Genomic DNA, 22,307 nt, shown 5'->3' with positions numbered 1-22,307 from the left:
GATATCTAGCAAAGTCTGGACAACTGAGCTCTTCATTTTCTGGTCAATATACATTGTCAGTAACAGTAATAACTACTAAAGGCTTCTAAATTATAATGAATTCATTAAATACTTTCCGTCCCCAGTAGAAGCGGAAGAGTATGGTACAGGTATGTCTCCATAAATGGCTAATATCCTTTTCTGTTTGTTACGAAAAAAACTCCTATATCATTAGTGTTCGTCATCGATACGCTGCAATTTCTTACATGACCTTTTCACTAAACGATATAAGAGCTTATTCTGATGTATTTATGACGTTATGTATGATACCCCAGGACATGTCGACCTAATTAGCACAGAAATTCGTTGATCTATTAAGGATTTCAGATCGGCGTGTGTAAAATTTATGTATTGAAGAAGTTCCCAACTTGTCTGTTACCGTTGACAGAGGAAAATTAATTTCAGTCAAGTTCGTGTTTTTTCAAATCTAAATATCCTTTAATGGAAGTTACATCTGCTCATGTCTTTGATGGAATGTAGATCCAAAGCTAATACCATGCTTCGAGTTTAAAGACAGATAGGAGCTTGCCAATGCAGGTTATGATTATCGTAAGAATTACGAAACAATTACTATACTGGGAGCGCAATGACAAACGATGATTCCTGTAAACGAACGAAGGGAAAAAACCTCCAGCTAGCTATTCTAATTATATGAAATTCTTAACTGTACCTGCTTACCAAATTCTCCACTTGTTTCATAATATTATATTGCTGCTCAAACAAAAAGAAATGATGCCCATCATAATGATGAATTTCACATTTAGATGTCGTGAATTGATGCCACCGTTCCATCTTATTCAAGGAAGTCAGTCTATCTTGTCTGCCGTTGAATATGACAAGCGGACAATCTACTTGACCATGTTCAGTGGACATCACATACTGCTCAACAATTTTAAAATCGTTTCTAATGACAGGCAGAAATAATTCTAATATCTCCGGGTATAGTAATACTTCCTCTGACAAGCCTCCTAAAGCATGTAATTCCCGTTTTAATTCCTCGTCACTTAATTTATGTCGCAATCGTCTTGAAACAACATCAGGTGGATTCTTACCAGACAAAAAAAGCATTAATGGTTTAGCACAAGATTTCTGTGCTTTTAAAGCAAAATATAATTCATAAGCGATTAAGCTTCCTAGACTATGACCAAAAATGACAAATCGACTATCATCACTATGCTTCATTATATAGCCGCAAACGTCTTCCACAGCTTCATCTATGTGAGTATATTGGGGATCTTGTATCCTGGAACCTCTCCCGGCCAATTCGACCGGGATAATATCTAAGCTTTTGGTCAGCTTAGTCCATTTTAAATATACCGAAGCTGATCCTCCTCCGTATGGAAGACAAAACATTTTTATTTTCCTCATTTATTTCACATCCTTATCATCTTAGCTTGACTAGCTCATATACTTTCCGCACGATTTGTTTTGAAATCTTTTACGGTTTTGTTTTGTCCGTGAGTTCCTCCTATAATAATGAAGATAGACATTTGCAAGAGCTGCAGGCATCATCGCCCCTCGGGGCGCCCCGCCATATGTTAATACCTCACCTTTCCCAAAGAAAAATGCCCGGCTCGGAGAAAGCGGCAATTAAGACGTTAAAACTTTGAACCCGACCCGGTTCTCAACTCAATAAATTTCATCAACCATTCATGATCAATATGATTGAAAAATCCTTGCATGTCCACATATACGACAAAGCCGATTTTCCTTTTCATGATCACTCGATTGACGATTTTCAAGGTATCGTGACAGCTTCTGCTTGGTCAAAAACATACGGCATATCCAGAAAATCTTATTCATATATAGCAGAAATAGATGATATATTGATGTGAATTGCTCGTTTGGCTTTCTTCTGACTAGCCCCCCTCTAGCAATTAGCAGCTTGCTGGATACACAGCATGGAAGAAGCCACCTTTTCCTATTGCCCAGTTTGAAGAAAAGGTGGTATGCTCCCGTCCATCATTACTTGGCTTTTACTGTCAAAATATTCTCTAGAATCTCCCCATTTTTTTGCACAAATGTTTCATCTAACATTGTTTCATGTGTTCCATACCCCTGCTGTTCAGAAAAATGGCCAGTTGTAGAGAAAGCCCATTTTTTAAGATCACCACGTATGTGTTTATTTTGTTCTAGAGAACAAGATGTAATTAAATGGATATCTCCTTGGATATTATCCTTATTCACAAGATTATCTAAGTAGTTATAATAATGTTGAATTTTCCGCACAACACTTTTTTTGAAATACGTTGCTTCCTGTTGTAGTTTTGGATATAACTCCAACATTTTCTCTACTGTTTCATGAGCATAGTGACTACTTTCTTCCGGTGTCATCCTGTTCTCGTTGGTTGTCTCCACATAAAATGAATCCATCAAAATCAGTTGCTGAATCTTTTCTCCCCGTCTTTCCAATTCCTTCGCGACTTCAAAGGCCAAATTCCCTCCAGCAGATATGCCCAATAATGTATAGGGACCTTTCTCCTCGTATTGCTGTATGATATTTGCGTACTCTTGAACCCTGTCCTCACATTCAATAAAATTAAAGCTGTAAAAAGCATATTGCTTCATTATCTCACTAAGGCGCTGATAAACAATGCCTAGAGCCACTACTGGTGGAAAACAGAATATTTTTGGCCGTTTGCCTGATCCTTGATGCAAAAGCATACATTCATGAGAATAATCCTGTTCTACCATATGATTTTTATCAAGGTAGTTTGCCAAATCTCGTACCGTCGGTGTTATATATATTTGATTTAATGGAATTTCCAAGTGATACTTTTTCATGGCTGCTGATGCAAAGCGTATAGCATCTGTAGAGTTTGCACCAAGTTCAAACATATGATTGTCGATTCCTATCGGACGAACATCCAACACATCTTGCCATATGTCAACTAGTTTGGCTTCCAGTTCACTCCGTGGAGGGAGACATACATCTTCCTCCTCTTTTTGTTCTGGCTCAGGCAAGACCTTACGGTCTATTTTTCCATTCGGAGTTAGCGGTAGCTCTTCCAGCTGAATGAAGTAAGCAGGAACCATATATTCCGGTAGTTGACGTTGTAAGTATATTCGTAATTCCTCTCCCGTCAACTCCTCCTCACTCACATAGTAAGCACACAAGTATGGCTGATTCCGATGATCACGACCGTCCACCACGACTGCCTGCTTGATCATATCATGAATGGACAGGCTGCTCTCGATTTCTCCGAGTTCTACGCGATAGCCGCGAATCTTAATCTGCTGGTCACGCCGTCCCATAAATTCAATATACCCTTCTTCTTGTAATACCCCGTAATCTCCCGTGCGATATAGCCGTCCCAGCTGCGGGTGCTCTATGAAAGCGGCGTTCGTCTTCTCTTCATCATCTTGGTAGCCTTGGGCAAGGCCTGTTCCGCCGATGTATAACTCTCCCGGTACACCAACCGGGCAGTATTCCCCTTCATAGTTCAGGATGTACAGCTGCTGGTTGGCTAACGGATAACCATAAGGAATACTCTTCCACTCTGCTTGCACGTGATCCACTGGATAATAGACAGACCATATCGCGGCTTCTGTGGCTCCACCTAAACTGACGACTTGAGCCCTTGCATACTCCGCTGTGATGCGCTCTGGTAATGACAGTGGAACCCAGTCCCCACTTAACAAAACAAGCCGCAGGCTTTCTGAGCCTTTTCCCTCTCCTACATGTTCCAACATCATTTCCATAATGGCGGGAACGGAGTTCCAGACGGTCACGTTCTGTTCAGATATCACTCGGCTCACCTGCCACACGTCACGCTGATCTTCCACTAAGACGAGCTTCCCTCCACTCCCAAGTGAACCAAATACATCATAGACGGATAGATCGAAACAGAGAGAGGACAGACCGAGGTGCACATCATCCACGTCTATATTCCATGTGTCATTCACATCCAAAATGGTGTTGACCGCCGACCGATGACTCGTGATTACCCCTTTCGGTTTTCCGGTCGATCCGGATGTGTAGATAACATAGGCGACATCATCCAATGATACAGACCAGTCCTTACTGCTCCCGTCATAAGACAGGACTGTTTCTGTCCAGGCAAGATCAGCCTCGAGTAATAAACGACAACCGCTGTTGGTCAATATATAACCCTTGCGCTCTTCCGGGTAGTCAGGGTCAACTGGAACGTAGCCAGCTCCGCTTTTCAACACCCCAAGTACGTTAATAATACTCCCCATTCCTCGCTTGGCTTCTATACCGATGAGGTCCCCTTGACCGACACCTTGATCTTGTAAATATTTAGCGATCCGGTTGGAGTGCTGATCTAACTCCTCATAGCTCATTTCCTCTTCGCCAAATACGAGCGCTGTCGCTTCAGGCTGGCGCTGCACTTGTTCCACAAACAATTGATGCAAAGGCACAACCGGAAGCTCTTTGGCAGTATCATTATAGCCGGTGATCAATTGCTGGGTCGTTGCGTTCACAGTTAAATGGCTCACAACCTTGTCCTCAAGCTGCCCTTGAAGCAGGCCGATGAACTGGTCAAACATACTCCCTATCATGGATGGGTCAAATAAATCCTCTACATAATCCCATACAAGAGTCAATCGTCCATTTTGCTCATAGGCCTGATGATCCAAATACACTTGTGATGTTTGCCCTGCGCCCATCTTCATCGTCCCCAGCTCTTCCCATCCTCCGGATTGGCTTTCTTCATTCCCAAGAAGAGTACTGGTAAACACAATTGGCATTACGGCTCGAGTCCCCAATTCATGATACCTCGACAATTCGCGAATAAAAGAGATACCATCATAATGCCGGTATTCCAGTGCCTCAAATAGCCGATCTTGAACCATTCTCGCACGTTCCCAAAAAGACTGATGTGTCCCTAACTTGATGTCTAACAGTAAGACTGATGTGAAATCCCCGATAAGATCATACACATCTTCATGGAACGGATAACGGTTAAAGACCGTCAGGTTGACAGCGAAGCTTGACTGATTACTCCAAAAACCAAGCACTTCGGCATACGCCGTACAAAGCAAAGCGGACGGTGTCACGTTTAACTGTTGCGCTTTTTGTTTCAAGACTCTCCACTCGTGAGCTTCAAATGTCTTCTCGTATCGCTGGAAACGAGGCTGCTCGATTTGCGAAGGATCTTTCCGCAAAGGTAAGCTTGGAGCCAACGGGAAATCTTCTAATTGTGACAGCCAATACTGTTTGTCCCGGGCATAGGTTTCAGATGTCTGAAAGTCATGATAAGCCAAAATATAATCGCGAAATGTAAAGGTCAGTTCACGCGGTTCCCATTGTAAATCATGATAAAATTGCATGAGCAATCGACCAATCATTTGCATGCTTGCCCCATCCAAAATCAACATGTCATACCCCATGAACAAATAGTGCGTATTCTCCGTTAGTTTAAATGCTTTGTATTCAAACAATGGCCATTGGTCGGGCTGAAATACATAATGTGACATGCGCTCTCTTTCTTCCAGAATTCGCTGCTTTTGCGTTTCTTCATTTAAATCTGTCAAGTTTTCAATCTTTATCTCATAAAGAGGTACTTCCTCTAAAATTTTCTGTTCTCCTCCTGGCAATACAATAACACGTAACATTGGATGGTAGGCAATCACATGTTGTAACGCCCGGTTCAACCGTTCCATATCCAGCTTTGTTTCAATTTCAGCATACCCATGCGTTGATACACCACCCAGCTCAAACAGTTCTTCCCTTCCCATGAGATAAGCCATTTGTACATCCGTAAGCGGAAATGGTTCATGCATGTGTTCCTGATCCGGACTTACTTCTGGGTATATCACGTGTTGTTGGATGCCGCCTGCAATAATGCGTTGGCTCATTTTGGCAATCGTATCGTGTTCAAGGAATTCTCTTAAGTTGATATCTACATCCAGTTCTCGGTTGATGCGTGCTCTGATTTGAACCATCATGATGGAATTGCCGCCCAGTTCAAAAAAGTTGTCATGAACACTCACACGCTCTACATCTAACACGTCACACCACATGTCACTCAAGATTTGTTCTGTTTCTGTTCGCGGGGCTTCATAATGAGCTTCGCGGTCGGCAAAAGTATCGGGTTCAGGCAAGACCTTACGGTCTATTTTTCCATTCGGAGTTAGCGGTAGCTCTTCCAGCTGAATGAAGTAAGCAGGAACCATATATTCCGGTAGTTGACGTTGTAAGTATATTCGTAATTCCTCTCCCGTCAACTCCTCCTCACTCACATAGTAAGCACACAAGTATGGCTGATTCCGATGATCACGACCGTCCACCACGACTGCCTGCTTGATCATATCATGAATGGACAGGCTGCTCTCGATTTCTCCGAGTTCTACGCGATAGCCGCGAATCTTAATCTGCTGGTCACGCCGTCCCATAAATTCAATATACCCTTCTTCTTGTAATACCCCGTAATCTCCCGTGCGATATAGCCGTCCCAGCTGCGGGTGCTCTATGAAAGCGGCGTTCGTCTTCTCTTCATCATCTTGGTAGCCTTGGGCAAGGCCTGTTCCGCCGATGTATAACTCTCCCGGTACACCAACCGGGCAGTATTCCCCTTCATAGTTCAGGATGTACAGCTGCTGGTTGGCTAACGGATAACCATAAGGAATACTCTTCCACTCTGCTTGCACGTGATCCACTGGATAATAGACAGACCATATCGCGGCTTCTGTGGCTCCACCTAAACTGACGACTTGAGCCCTTGCATACTCCGCTGTGATGCGCTCTGGTAATGACAGTGGAACCCAGTCCCCACTTAACAAAACAAGCCGCAGGCTTTCTGAGCCTTTTCCCTCTCCTACATGTTCCAACATCATTTCCATAATGGCGGGAACGGAGTTCCAGACGGTCACGTTCTGTTCAGATATCACTCGGCTCACCTGCCACACGTCACGCTGATCTTCCACTAAGACGAGCTTCCCTCCACTCCCAAGTGAACCAAATACATCATAGACGGATAGATCGAAACAGAGAGAGGACAGACCGAGGTGCACATCATCCACGTCTATATTCCATGTGTCATTCACATCCAAAATGGTGTTGACCGCCGACCGATGACTCGTGATTACCCCTTTCGGTTTTCCGGTCGATCCGGATGTGTAGATAACATAGGCGACATCATCCAATGATACAGACCAGTCCTTACTGCTCCCGTCATAAGACAGGACTGTTTCTGTCCAGGCAAGATCAGCCTCGAGTAATAAACGACAACCGCTGTTGGTCAATATATAACCCTTGCGCTCTTCCGGGTAGTCAGGGTCAACTGGAACGTAGCCAGCTCCGCTTTTCAACACCCCAAGTACGTTAATAATACTCCCCATTCCTCGCTTGGCTTCTATACCGATGAGGTCCCCTTGACCGACACCTTGATCTTGTAAATATTTAGCGATCCGGTTGGAGTGCTGATCTAACTCCTCATAGCTCATTTCCTCTTCGCCAAATACGAGCGCTGTCGCTTCAGGCTGGCGCTGCACTTGTTCCACAAACAATTGATGCAAAGGCACAATCGGAAGCTCTTTGGCAGTATCATTATACTTTTCTATTAAAGACAATGTACGACTATCTTCTACTATGGCAGGAGTAGATTTCCATAACAATGCCTTCAATCTTGATTCGAACTGTACGAACATCCCTTCAATAACATGCGAATCAAAGAGTTCTTTGACATAATCCCAAAATAACCATAACTCGTCATTAACCATAGTCGCTTGAAAGTCGATATGCACTTGAGATGTTTGTGTAATACCCGTTTTTATGTCGCCAAACCGTCCCCACCCTGCCGAAGCATCCTTTCCTTCATCTGTCAGTACGCTAGTGAAAACAATTGGCATAACCGCTCGACCAAATTCAATATTTTTACGATTAATGATGTCTCTTATAAACTCAACACCTTCATAATGTCTGTGCTCCAGCGCCTCCAACAACACTTGTTGAACATGTCGTGCTTTGTCCCAAATATCCCCTGATGGTAATTCGAGGCCGAGCAGTAGATTAGAAGTAAAGTCTCCAACGACATGTTCGATATCCTTATGAAAAGGATATCGATTAAACGTCGTAAGGTTGAGTGCCAGACTTTGTTGATTGCTCCAGAAGCTGAGAACTTCCGCATATACAGTACATAACAATGTGGAAGGCGTCACACCGTATTGATAAGCCATCTTCTTTAATTGATCCCAGTCTTCTTTCTTATAGATGAGTTCTTTACGTTTGAATGTCGGCACCGCTATATCCTCTGGTCTTATTCGATACGGCAGAACAGGAGCAGGAGGAAAATCTTCCAGCAAGTTCAACCAATATTTTCGATCTCGGCCATACGTCTCTGACTGCTTGAAGTCCCTGTAAGCCAACATATAATCTCGAAAGGTAATGTCAGGTTCAGACAGCTGAGAATCCATTTGTTCATAATAATGAGCCAGTTCTTTCCCGATAATATCCATGCTTGCTGCATCCGCAATTAACAAATCTCGACTAATACAGAGGCAATAAGACCCTTCAGATAGTTTTAAAGCTTTAAACTCAAACAATGGCCATTGATCAGGCTGGAAAACATGATGAGACATCCTCTCTCTAACCTGCTGAATATATTCCTCCTGGTCTGCGGGTTCAAGATTAGTCAAATCTTCTACTTGAATGATATATTCCGGAACCTCTTCTAATATTTGTTGTTCCCCGCTACTCAACACAATAGCTCTAAGCATGGGATGCCGGGTGATGACCATTTGTAAAGCTTGATTAAAACGCTCCATATCAATAGACGTCTCTATTTCCGTATAGACATGTGTGGATGTACCACCCATTTCAAATGTGTTATCACGTCCTAGGACATAAGCCATCTGTATCGCACTTAACGGAAACGGGTTATACAAATCGTGTTTATTATGAGTAATTTCAGGATAGATCAATGTGCCGACATCACTTCCTCTAGGTAACGAAGAGGGATCTTGGTTATTTCTCATGGAACAATCATGGATGAGCTCCACCAAATGTTCTTCAAACCAGTGCATAAACTGTACCATGGATTGTTGTTCAAAAAGCCCATTGTCATAAATAATTTCTACTGTCAGCTCTCCAGCCATTATCACCCCAATGATGTCAACTAAGAATGATCGTTCAGATTCTGGGCTTAACGATGAACCTGTCGATAATGGGGAGAACGTAAACAGATTGTGATCTAAATTAATATCAAATTGCCCCAGATAGTTAAAACTGATTTGTGGAAAATAAGCACGTTCGTGTTCAGCAATAGTACTCTTTTCCAAATCGTAATGATCACTCAAATAGGTCAGTATACCGTATCCGATTCCTTTCCTTGGAACAGTACGCAAACATTCCTGAACAACGCCAATCTGCTCTTCCATTGTACTGTATCCATTAATAGGAATACATACTGGATACAAGCTCGTAAACCAGCCTACAGTTCGTGATACATCTACATTTGCATCAATAGATTCACGCCCGTGTCCTTCCATACCTAGAAAAAGTTGATCAAGCCCTGTCCATTTTTGAAAAGATGTACATAGTGCTGTTAACAGCAGATCTTGAACTTCAACAGTACGTTCACCAATCACTGTTTGTTGAACATCATGCATCAGACTATATGTTTTGGTTTTATCCAATGTAAAAACTAATTTATCACTATTCTTCACAAGCACAGGCTGCTGATTTGTTTCAAGGAAACAAGGTGCTTTTACATTAATGTCTTTCCAATAGTCATATTCACTAAGGAATATTTCCTTTTGTGCTTGCTCCTTTATTATATGAGCCCACTCTTGAAAAGAACTAGATTTCGGTGGAAATTGTATGGCCTCCTCCTTCAACACTTGTTCGTATCCTAACGCCAAATCTTCTAGAATAATGCGCCACGAAACACCGTCTACTACCAAGTGATGAATAACGATGAGCAAGTGGTCTCCATGATCCGTCTTAAACAATGCCACTTTGCATAAAGGACCAGTTTGCAAATCAATACTAGCTTGAATCCGATTTGCTTCCTGTTCTATCAGCTTGTCCTGATCTGATGCACCTGTAACAGTTAAAACTTCAAAATCGAAAAGAGGATCTTCAACCGCCCTGTTGTATTGGATTATTTGTGAACCTTCGTTTTGGAATGTCATTCTTAATGCATCATGATGGATTACTATTTCTGAAAATACTTTCTGTACTGCTTCACTATCGAAGCCTTCTGATCGATAAATCATCAATGCTTGATTCCAGTGGGATCTACCTGTTTGATGTTGTTCAAAAAACCATGATTGAATAGGTGTAAACGGGATTGTCCCTTCAACTGAGCCTTGATCAGCTATCACAGACCATTGATGTACATGGTTACTTAATGCAGCAATGGTGGGATATTTAAATACATCTTTAATTTTGACTTGCAGACCATGCTTCTGCAAACGTGACGACACTTGTATAGCTTTAATTGAATCTCCACCGAGAGAAAAAAATTCACTCTCAACGCCAACCTGATTAATGCCCAGAACATTTTCCCAAACATCTGCCAAGAGCCTTTCTGTGTGATTCCTAGGTGCAATATAAACATCTTCTCCTAACTCCAAAGCCGGTTGCGGAAGTTCTTTTCTATTAATTTTACCGTTAGAATGCATAGGCAGTGATTCTAAGGTGATGACATACTGCACAAGCATATGATCAGGCAAGGTTTTAGCTAGAAATGCATTAACATCATTTAAATTCAACTCGAGTTCCCGATTTTTTGCTTGAATGATGTAAGCACATAACACCGTTTGTCCGTGGTGATTAACTTTATCCATGACAACTGCTTGTTGCACAGCTGGATGCCGTAACAAAGTTGACTCTATTTCCCCTAATTCAATCCGGTATCCCTTTATCTTAATCTGATGATCCATTCGTCCCAAATACTCCACCTGACCATTTGGCAGCCATCGAGCAATATCCCCTGTTCGATATAGCTTCATATCCGCATCAAATCGGGCCTGAACAAATTTCTCTTGATTCAGCGCAGGGCGATTAACGTAGCCTCGTGACAGTCCTATTCCTCCTATACATAATTCGCCAGGAACGCCAACAGGCTGAAGCTGAAGCGATTGATCTACAACATACAAAGACATATTGTCTACAGGCTTACCTATCGGAACCTGCCAAATTTGCTGGGCAGGACAACGGTAGTATGAAACGTGGATAGTAGCCTCTGTAGGACCATAAACATTGACTAATTCAACATTCATACTTCGAAATATGTCGTTAAATTGATTGGCATGCGAAGCATGCAGAGCTTCTCCGCTCGCCAAAATGAATCGAAGCGTACTTAGCTTTTGTAAACGATCAGGTGCTAAGTGAAGGTACTCCATAAATGCTTGCAACATAGAAGGCACAAAATGGATAATGCTAACCTCCTGCTCTTCAATCGCCGAAATGATGGTATCCGGATCTTTTTCACCTCCGGGAGGTAGCAAGCATAGAGTGGCCCCAGAAAAATACCACCAAAATAATTCCATCACGGACACATCAAAGGTAAAGGTCGTTTTTTGCATAATCACATCTTCATCTGTCAGCGGAAACTCTCGCTGCATCCAACACATATTATTCATCACTGAACGATGCTCAATCATGACTCCCTTTGGTTTACCAGTAGAACCTGAGGTATACATGACATAGGCGAGATCATCTGGACGGCTCCATTCTTCAAGATTAATGCAGCTTTTAACATATGCATGACTGTCATTTAGATCAATCGCACAACCATTAAATAGGAATGAAACATTTGCATTGGATTGATGCAATAAACATTGAACATCACTGTCTTTTAACATGTAGGCAATGCGATCCTCCGGATATGCTGGATCGATAGGCAAGTATGCACCTCCTGCCTTTAATATCCCCAACAAACCAACAACCATATCCAATGATCGTTCACTCATGATACCGACAACACTGTTAGGTCTAACACCTTTTTCTCTCAAGGAAGCAGCCAAACGATTGGCACGTTCGTTTAATTCCGTGTACGTCATACTCTGATCACCAAGAACGACCGCTAAGCGATGCGGATGCTGTTCAACCTGTTGTTCAAATCGCTTATGTAAGGTGAGATCCAGATGATGGTCTTGTTTGGTATCATTGATACGGTGAATGTCTTGCTCCTCTTCCTGTGTTAACGGGCTTATATCAGAAATTCTGATATCGGGATCACGTGTAATCTGTTCAAGCACACGCTGAAGGTGCTGACCGATGCGTTCAACATCGACTCCCCTGTATACGTATGCGTTATATTCGAATGAAACATCCCATTGATCACCCGGGATGACGAAAATGTTAAAATCAAAATTAGTCTGCTCATTTACATCAAGTTTATTGATTTCCAGATTGAATTGATGAAAGTCGTTCTGTATTTTTTCATTCGTGAGTGGAATGTTTTCAAAAGCGATGATATGATTAATCAATTCGTCGCCTAGACCCGTTTCAGATTGTATTTTTGACAGTGGATAATAGCTTTGCGAAGACGAGTCAATCGCATGCTCTTGTGCTTCTTTTATAATGTCACTGAAACGCTTGTCCCCTTCAAAAGTGTAACGAACAGGAACCGTATTAATAAACAAGCCCACCATTTGCTCTATATAAGGAATCTCAGCATTTCTTTCTGAAACAACAGAACCAAAAACGATATCATCGCAAAAATTATATTTTCTTAGTAAGAGTGCCCATGCCGTTTGAAAAACAGTATGTTGTGTCACGTGATTTTCCCTAGCGATTGCAGCAATTCGGTTGGTTAAATTGGCATCCAACGTTATCTGCAGCTTTTCTTGCTGGTAGGTCTCTGCTTTTTTTTCTTTACGCCACGGAATGACTGTTTGCTGATCAACTTCGTGCAAATAGTCATTCCAGTAATAACGAGCTTGTTCATGATCTTGCTCCATTATCCATCGTACATAAGATTCAAATGGCTCTAATTCTGGCAAATCAAGCGGTGTCTCTGATTTATAAGCATTGTATATATGAAACAAGTCTCTCAGAATGGTTTCCAAACTCCAGCCATCAACAATAATATGATGCATGCTTATAGTGACATGAAAGCATTCAGGATGCCGTTCAAATATCGTCAAACGCACAGGTGAATCCTTGGTCAAATCAAATCCACGAGCAAAATCTTCATGGAAAAAGTTCTTAATACTAGACTCCTGCTCTGCACTGGACCGATCTGTCAACTCAATATATTGAAAGGGAGCCGGGCGATGACTCATAACAATTTGAACGGGTTTGCTTGCTTTATCATAATTAAATACCGAACGAAAAATGTCATGTCGATCAATGAAAGCATCCCAGCTTTTCCTCATGATATCGCTGTCCAATTTGCCTTTAATCTGAAATGACAATTGCGTGACATATGGATCCTGTTCTACCGCTAAAGAATGATATAAGATTCCCTCCTGCATAGGTGTCAAGCCGTAAATTGAATCAATATCTACTTTGCTATTCATTTGGAACACCCCTTTCAAGATTGAATATTAGTTTTTAGATCTTCTGTTATCGCCTTTAATTCATCAACAGATAAATCCACTGTTTTCGTTTGATGATTTTTATGATTAGATTGGTGCGTATGATTTTTATTTTCGATCATCCGGCAAAACTCTGACAGTACGGGATAACGAAACAGCTCACGAATATCTGTGAAAATATCTCTTTCTCGTAAACGCGATATGATTTGTACGGCCTTGATTGAATCGCCGCCTATTTCATAAAAATTATCATTTCTAGCTACATCCTGTACTTCCAATACATTTCTCCATATCTCCGCTACATTTTTTTCCACTTCCCCATGCGGCTTGTTTCCTCTAGCTTTTGTTGTCTTTACCAAAGGAGTTGAAAGGGCTTTGTGATCGATTTTTCCGTTTGAAGTTAACGGCATTTCTTCTAAAAAGGAATAATGTGCAGGAAGCATAAAATGCGGAAGTCGTTCAGATAAGAAATCCTTCAATGTCATGTCATCTAATTCGTTTGCTGGGACAATATAAGCATATAATGATGTTTTGCCTCCTTCTGTTTTAGCCAAAACGATGCCTTCTTTTACATCGGGATGCTGGCAAAGATGAAATTGAACCTCCCCCGGTTCTATACGGTAGCCATTTATTTTAACTTGGTGATCCAATCGCCCTATATATTCAAGATCACCGTCATTTGTCCAACGCACCATGTCTCCCGTACGATACAGTCGTTCATTGGCAACAAAGGGATTTGCAATAAATCTTTCCGCAGTCATTTCAGGACGATTAACATACCCTCTGGCCACTCCATCTCCTCCGACATGCAATTCCCCCGGAATACCGACCGGCAATAACTCCCTGTTTTGACCAAGCACGTATGCTGTAGAATGATGGATCGGTTTACCAATTGGAATTTTTTGCTCATAATCCTTTTCAATCGGAAAAAAAGTAGAGAATGTCGTATTTTCTGTAGGGCCGTATATGTTGTATAGATTCAGATCGGGACAAGCATGCCGGACCCGATTAATATGTTTTGGTGAAAGAGCTTCTCCCCCCACAAACAACTGGTCAACTTGAGAAAACATAGTTGGCCTCTCTTGAGCTAATTGATTAAAAAGAGCGGTGGTGAGAAATATTTTAGTAATCTTGTGTTCACTTAAAAACTGCGAAAAATTGCATACGTCTAATAAAACATGCTTAGGTACAACATGAGTGGAGGCGCCGTTTAACAGCGCACTAAATATTTCAAATGTAACAGCGTCAAACCCTACCGATCCTGCGAAAAGTATGCGATCTCGATGATGAATAGTGACATAGTTCGTGTTCTGGACCAGGCGAATAACATTCCTGTGCTCAACCATGACTCCTTTTGGTCTTCCGGTTGAACCCGATGTGTACATGATATACGCTAGACTTGCGGGACTATAATCACTTTTCAAGTCGACTCCTGATGTTGTAGCTTTCAATAAATGCGAAAGTGAAAAGCTTCGAACATGCTCAAGGTCATCAAACGGGGATTTATTTTTTTCTAATATTATTTTCACATCACAATCGTCGATCATAAAACGCAACCTTTCTACAGGCAGCTCCGGATCTAAAGGAAGGTAGGCCGCCCCTACTTTCAGAGTAGCTAGCATACCGATGACCAGTTCCAAAGAGCGCTCAGCAAACAAACCTACAACATGACCTTCTCTTACCCCTTCATTATGCAAACATGCCGCAACTTGATCGGACTTTTGTTTTAAATCTTCATAGGTACAAGAGTGATTGCCTATAACGACAGCTTCCTGCTGCGGTGTCTGCTGTACTTGTTCATAAAACAGCTGAATAATATTTTTCTGTTTGCTATACACCTGTTTTCTTGGATTGAATGATGTGATGATTCTTTCTTTTTCTTTATCTGAAAGCAATGAGATATCTTGAACAGGCATATTCGGGTTATCGACGACGATGTCAGCCACATGCTGGAAATGCTCTCCCATTTGTTTAATTAACAATGGGTGAATAGCATTTGCGTTATAATTAAACTTCAGAGATGCGTTCTCACCTGAAAAAAGGGTAAGATTCAAGTCATAATTTGTGGTTTCTACAACGTCAATGTCTTGCACTTTAAACTTTAGATCCCTCCTATGCTCATTCAAGTGTTCCGCAAGTAAAGGAGCGTGATCAAACGTAAATAAATGGCTAATCAAATGACCTGTATACGGACTCTGTTTTTGAATATCTGCCAGTGATAAGAAAGTATACTCTTGTCGCTGCAAGGATTGATTGTGTATCTTTTTTAGAGATTCTTCAAAAGAACAATGGCGACTTGAATTCAGCCGTATCGGAACGGTATTGATACACAATCCGAACATACGTTCAATCCCTTCAATATGCGCCGGGCGATCAGAAATCACTGTGCCAAAAACAACATCATCACTTTGGTTATACTGTTGCAAAATAACAGCCCAAATCGTCTGATAAACGGTGTTTAACGTCACGCGTTTATTTTTGGCAAGATGAACGAGTTGGCGTGATAAATTCACCCCCAAATCAACGGCATATGATTGATGATTGTAGTCATAAACACCATCATTTTTTTGAGGAATTTCAGTTCGCTTCTCCACCCCATTCAAAAACTGCTTCCAATAATTTTGAGCCATGGATTGATTCTTCCCCCGTAACCAGTCAATATATGTACGATACTGAGGAAACGGGCTGTCCGTGATGCGCGAGGATTCTATGTCTTTAGAACAAAGGCTATATAAATCTAGCCACTGCTTCAGCATCGGAGCAAAACACCAGCCATCTAATATAAGATGATGAAAATGCCAGTCCATGATAAAAGATTGCTTTCCAGTTTTGAAGAGCATAACACTTAACAATGGATCCTTGGTTAAATGAATTTTGTTGTTCCACGCATGACGTGATGAGTGCTCCATATGCGCTTGCTGTTTAAGAGGTGATACGTTTGACAGGTCTTCCCATGTGATGCGTATCGTACGTTCTCTTAAGACAACTTGTAAAGGTTGCTTAACTTTCTCATAGACAAACGTCGTGCGGAACACATCATGCATATTTACTAGTTGCTGTAAGCTCCGCTCTAGAATTTGACGTTCAATATGACCAGTGAGACACATCCTTAAGCGTATATGATAAGGATCACGCTCACTTTCGAGACTATGATATAACATCCCTTTTTGCATAGGAGACAACTCATACATATCCTGTACCTGCTCTTTATAAAACTTGCCCATCGACTCACCCTCCGCTTTCAAGAAATAAAAAACACGCTAATCTAACACATCTTCTAATACTTCATATACCCTGCTCACTTCTTCCATCTCTATGTCTTTAAACAGAGAAGCATCTACATTATTTTGGGTACTTAATTTCTTCAAGCAATGATCAAGCAATTGTGATAGCGATGATTTAAAAAAATGGGCAAATTCATAGACAGTGGCTTCTTCGATTAACTGTCCCGGACTGAAAGAAAAAGAACCGTGTAACTTTCCTCTTGACACCCACATGGTTATCGATAAAGGGAAGTATATCTCTCCATTGGGACTCAAGTTATAAAACCCATCTGGGCCTAATGCTTCTCCTCCCCCAAGATCAGAACACCCGAATCGAGGTGTATACACATTGTCCAATTGCCCTAGATAGTTAAAATTAATTTCTGGTCGATAACCATAACCATCCGGCGTGATGGTCTGTAACCCATCAGTTAAATAAAGCAGCGGCATAAAGAGGCATCCTCTGTTTGGTACATTCCTTGTCATTTCTTTTATTTTCTTTATAAAATGGCTCATATCGCCTGGAGATTTCATATCCAAAAGTACAGGATATTGGGAAGTAAACCAACCGATGCTTCTTGACAGATCGACTTGTTCAAATAAATATTCGCGCCCGTGTCCTTCAACATTGATCAAATAAGAATGAGCGCCCATCCATTCTTTTAGAGCAAGTCCAACTGAAAGCAATAATAAATCTTGTATATCCGTCTGATATGCCCTGTTCGCATCCTTTAATAAGTTCGTTGTCTCTTGAGCTTCAAAACTAATTTTCACAGTAGATTTATCTTTTTGAGGAACGTTATCATGTGGGTTGTCTTTCAATAAAGACACAGTCTCTTCTCCCAGTACGCTTTTCCAATATGTCACTTGGTTGTTTATTTCGTTGCTGCACGTAAAGTCGTGTATACGCCTGGCCCATTCTTGATAGGGGGTAGTCTTGACAGGAAGTTGGGTTGCTTTGTTGTTTAGACGCTGGTCATATAACAATTCCAGATCTTTAACCAAAATCGTATACGATACAGCATCAATAATAAGGTGATGGGCAATAAGCAAAAGGTGATCGCCTTGAGACGTTCGAAACACCGCTCCCTTAAATAACGGAGGTCTGGTCAGTTGAAGGCTGCTCTGTATCTTTTTGGTTTCCTCGTATATGATGTTTTCTGCTTCGAGTGTGTCACTTAGATCAAACATTAATAATTGCAATTCCGTTTTATCAGTGGCTTGCACATATTGTTCAATCTCCTGATCAAACACAAAATAAGTTCGCAATCCATCATGGTGTTTCAGCAGTTCTTCTAATGCTTCTGCTAAAATTTCAACGCTGTACCCTTCTTTATTGTACAGCCACACGGATTGATTCCAGTGATCACGATCGGTGAATTGTTGGTCGAAAAACCAGCGCTGAATTGGTGTTAACAACACCTTTCCTTCAATAGGTTCAGTCGATGTTTTCCACCCTTTGTCAATAAAGGGTTTAACAGAGCGAATCGTTGGATACTCCAACAAATAACGCGTTTCCAACCGAAGACCAAGTGCATGCATTTTCGCTGTAATCTGTATGGCGTTAATAGAGTCTCCACCTAGCTCATAAAAATCATCATCCACACCTATCGGGGAGTGTGATAAAACGTCCTCCCAAACCTTTATTAATATTTCTTCTAATCGATCCTTCGGAGGAGATGGACAGGCATTCTTTTCTTTAAGCCAATCTTGCACATCGGGGAGTGCTTGTCTATCTATTTTTCCATTTGGAGTTAGCGGCATTTTATCTAATATCATGTAATAAGCAGGCGCCATATATGATGGTAGTTTATCTAAAGCATATTTTTTGACTTGATCAGAATCAAGATCAGAGGTGCCAGTCATATATGCACATAGGGTCTGCTGATCACGGTGATTCTCTGTGGAGGTAACAACAACCTCATGTACATCTGAATAGTCCAATAAAACAGATTCTATTTCTTCCAGTTCAATACGATAACCTCGTATTTTCACCTGATGGTCCATGCGTCCGAGAAATTCGATGTTGCCGTCTGGCAACCATTTAGCTAAATCTCCAGTTTTATATATTTTTTCCCCTGGGGAGACGGGGTGCTCAATGAATTTTTCATTTGTTAATTTTGGTTGGTTCAAGTATCCTCTAGCCAACCCGGATCCACTAATACAAAGTTCTCCTTCCTCCCCCTCACCTAAAGGATGATTATTTTCACTCAGGATTAGAACTTCATAATGGTCAAGCGGCCTACCAATCGGTACATTTTTAGTCCTTTCCTTGTACTCGGAGGAAAACCAAAGGGTAGCACATATACTCGTTTCAGTAGGTCCGTAAGCATTCACATAGTTTACATGCGATTTCCATTTTTCTACAATTTGTGTTGATGCTGCCGATCCTGCTGTAACCAGAGTTTTTAACGTATACACATATTCCGGACAAAGGTGAATGGCATAGGTTGGTGGAAGTGTAGCAACGGTGATATGATGTCGATGAAGAAATGTCTCAAAGTGATTTATATTTTCTATCACTTGTTTTGGAGAAATATATATAGATGCACCAGTTAATAGTGCCATAAAAACTTCCCAGATTGAGGCATCAAATGAAATGCTGGCAAACTGGACAATACGATCTTCATTCGTTATTTGCAGCGATGTTGTAAATACCGCTCTTAAGTTAACAATACCTGTATGAGATAACATTGTACCCTTTGGACGACCAGTTGTACCAGAAGTATAGATAACATAAGCCAACTGATCAGGGGAGCAGGGCTGCTTCAAATCATCCTTCGCCTCAGCTTGTAAAACGTTTTCTTCATATACGATAACCTGACCTTCCCAAGGGATGTCATCAGCAAGACGGGATTGCGTCAATACGACTCTAGTCTGACTGTCCTCTAAGATATACTGTATTCTCTCCATCGGATAAGTGGGGTCTATCGGAAGATAACACCCTCCCGCCTTCAAAATAGCAAGCAGACTAATGACCCATTCACAAGACCTTTCCATATAAACAGCAACTAATTCTTCTGTAGCCAATCCTTTCTTTAATATATGTTTTGCCAATTGATTAGCGCGTTGATTCAATTCTTCGTAAGTTAGCTGCTGATCGAGATATACAATAGCAATGTGATCAGGGGTTAACCTTGCTTGATGTTCAACATACTCATGAAGGCACCATAATGAATCTTGATCAGATAACACCTTATTTGCTTCCCCCATGAAATCACCTTCTCCTTTTCTCATTATCATCCGTTTACCTTTATGATTTTTTTAGCCCTGCTTCTAATGAGTGCAAGAATACATGATGACTACTTAATTTAAAATATTTTTTCACCTTGTCAAAATGCATTTCACCTATTGAACAAACACCCAAATCATTTATTTCAGCAGCTGTTGTTAACAGTTGGGTCATAATACCGGTATCCAAACACCCAAAATAGTACCCCATTCCCCCATATTTAGGCATGGAAACTTGAGCATTATATATAAAAAATAATGTGAAAGCAGATGTTTCAAAACATTCCTGATTGAGGGGATGATGAACATGTTTCGTGATCACGCAAGTGGAACTAACTAACTTTAATTCATTATCTACTGGATTATAGTAATACAAGCCCCCAGGCACCTCATCCACTCTATTGTCTTTTACATAAACAAAGACATCGATCGGATACAATCCGCCAGCAGAAGGATAGTAATACGTTGGAAACTCTAGATCACCATCCGTTTGCTTGAATGCACCCAATACTTGAGCAAAAACAGAAAGTGGAACCTTTTTATTTGTCTGGAATTCTCTTTGTGATCGACGTTGTGTGATAAAGGGTGGGAACTCTGGGTCAGCCATTGGAATTTTTTTATCAACAGCACCCTCAAATCCTCTGTTCAGTTTGTTTATTTTAAAATGTTTAAATTTTTCAGGATCTAAAAAAACATCAGGATCATCGACTTGTTCAAGCAATTGCATCTGCGATTCAAACAATTCTCTTGGCGACAACAAGGTATTCACTAGGATATGACGTTGAACAAGCTCCTTCATCAGTTGGTGGATAAGCTCTTCGTGTATGTCTTCGAGTGTACTCAGAGCATCAGTAAGGGTTACACCTTTTCGGGCCATATTGTAAAGTGTTGCAAATAATTCAGGTGACACATCTTCATTTTGATAATCGCCAATAACAACCATTTGATCTCTTACTTGCCAATGAATTAACGGGGACCAGTAGTAGACTTCATCCTTTCTTAACTGCTTAGGCTTCATTTTAAATGTCGTTTGCTTCATAATATTTTCCTCCCTACCATTTGACGACATTACGTTTTGAGATATTTTTGAGTTTTTCTTGTTTTTCCTCTAATTGATTTAACTGATGCCTTAAATTGTGAATTTCCATAAACAGAAGATGGAATTGCTCTTGAATTATATCTGGTTGTTGCGTTTGATCAAGGTCGATGTGGGGTGTTTTTCGATCATAAGGGATGTCTGTTTTACGTACAATCTGGCCAGGAACGCCAACGACTGTTGAATAGGAAGGCACTTCTTTCAATACAACAGCGCCAGCACCAATTTTGGCATAGTCCCCTACTTTAAACGGACCTAACACTTTTGCTCCAGCGCTAATAACAACATTTTTGCCGATCGTAGGATGACGCTTTCCCCTATCCTTTCCAGTTCCCCCCAGTGTCGCTCCTTGGTAAATCGTACAGTTATCCCCTATTTCAGTCGTTTCACCAATCACAACCCCCGCCCCATGATCAATAAAAACACCATACCCTATTTTGGCGGCTGGATGAATTTCTATGTCAGTTAACCATCGTGAAAAAAACGCTAGTCCTCTCGCCAAAAAATAGAGACGCTTGTTATAAAGAAAATGAGCAATCCTATGTAATATTAGCGCGTGTAGACCAGGATAAAACAGGAGAATCTCTACAAAATTTCTGGCAGCTGGATCGCGTGTTTTGATAGCCTGAATATCACAATTCAATTTTGCAAACATTGATTGATCATCCTCCTCCTCACAAAATAAAACGCTCATTCTAGAGGTTCATCGTGAAAGTAGAATAGGAACTACAGGAAATCTCAAATCATATAAAGGATGTTCAAAAAGTGTGGGAAACAGCGCCTGCCAATCTCATTGTTCCGCTGCCTCTGTGCTGCTCACGTACGTTTCCGTATACGTTCCGCTGCTCAAAGCCAACCGCACCACGATCTTCTTACCGCTGTTATGTCCTCCTTTTTGAACACACACATATAATATATTTTTTATATTCAATTAAATATTATTTAACAATCAAATACTTTATATTAAGTATTAACCTAAGTATATGTTTATTTCATATTTTTTGTCAATAAAAGAATATAATGTATCCTCATAAAAGTCGATAGATCAAAGTAAAATCAAGAGAAACTTGAGAAACTCATGTACATAACTACTTCACACTGGATACAATATCCCTTTCAAACGTCAAACTTTCGTCGTGACAAATTAAGCACCGGGTATGGTGAGAACTGTTCATGTGTTCTGGTCTCACATCTGTGTCGTGACGAACAAGTTTCATGCTATC

5 protein-coding genes and 1 pseudogene are annotated in these 22,307 nt (G+C 41.0%); all 6 read right to left on the bottom strand.

The annotated features are described in order from the left end of the window. Positions 1 to 699: 699 nt before the first annotated feature. Positions 700 to 1,407 (bottom strand): thioesterase II family protein, encoded by a 708-nt coding sequence (locus MST20_RS15400; protein WP_243943228.1) that lies wholly within the window; start codon positions 1,405 to 1,407, stop codon positions 700 to 702. A 672-nt stretch (positions 1,408 to 2,079) separates the two neighbouring features. After that, positions 2,080 to 13,476: pseudogene (locus tag MST20_RS15395) on the bottom strand (amino acid adenylation domain-containing protein); the annotation flags it as partial. A 14-nt stretch (positions 13,477 to 13,490) separates the two neighbouring features. After that, positions 13,491 to 16,718: a non-ribosomal peptide synthetase gene (locus MST20_RS15390; RefSeq protein ID WP_243943226.1), complete on the bottom strand. Its 3,228-nt coding sequence runs from the start codon at positions 16,716 to 16,718 to the stop codon at positions 13,491 to 13,493. Positions 16,719 to 16,754: 36 nt separating this feature from the next. Beyond that, positions 16,755 to 19,970 carry an amino acid adenylation domain-containing protein gene (locus MST20_RS15385; protein ID WP_243943225.1) on the bottom strand — a complete coding sequence of 1,072 codons (3,216 nt, stop codon included), beginning with the start codon at positions 19,968 to 19,970 and terminating at the stop codon, positions 16,755 to 16,757. 40 nt (positions 19,971 to 20,010) lie between these two features. Next, a complete protein-coding gene (locus MST20_RS15380) occupies positions 20,011 to 21,027 on the bottom strand; it encodes a SagB/ThcOx family dehydrogenase (RefSeq protein WP_243943224.1) in 1,017 nt (338 codons plus the stop codon). 13 nt (positions 21,028 to 21,040) lie between these two features. Next, positions 21,041 to 21,778, bottom strand: a complete 738-nt coding sequence (gene cysE, locus MST20_RS15375; protein ID WP_347880871.1) for a serine O-acetyltransferase — start codon at positions 21,776 to 21,778, stop codon at positions 21,041 to 21,043. Positions 21,779 to 22,307 lie beyond the last annotated feature (529 nt).

It is taken from the genome of Bacillus sp. B19-2, from assembly GCF_022832475.1.
GTDB classification, from domain to species: Bacteria; Bacillota; Bacilli; order Bacillales; family Bacillaceae; genus Bacillus; species Bacillus paralicheniformis.
Note: the sequence above shows the minus strand (reverse complement) of the source record. Positions and strands in the feature narration are given on the sequence as shown.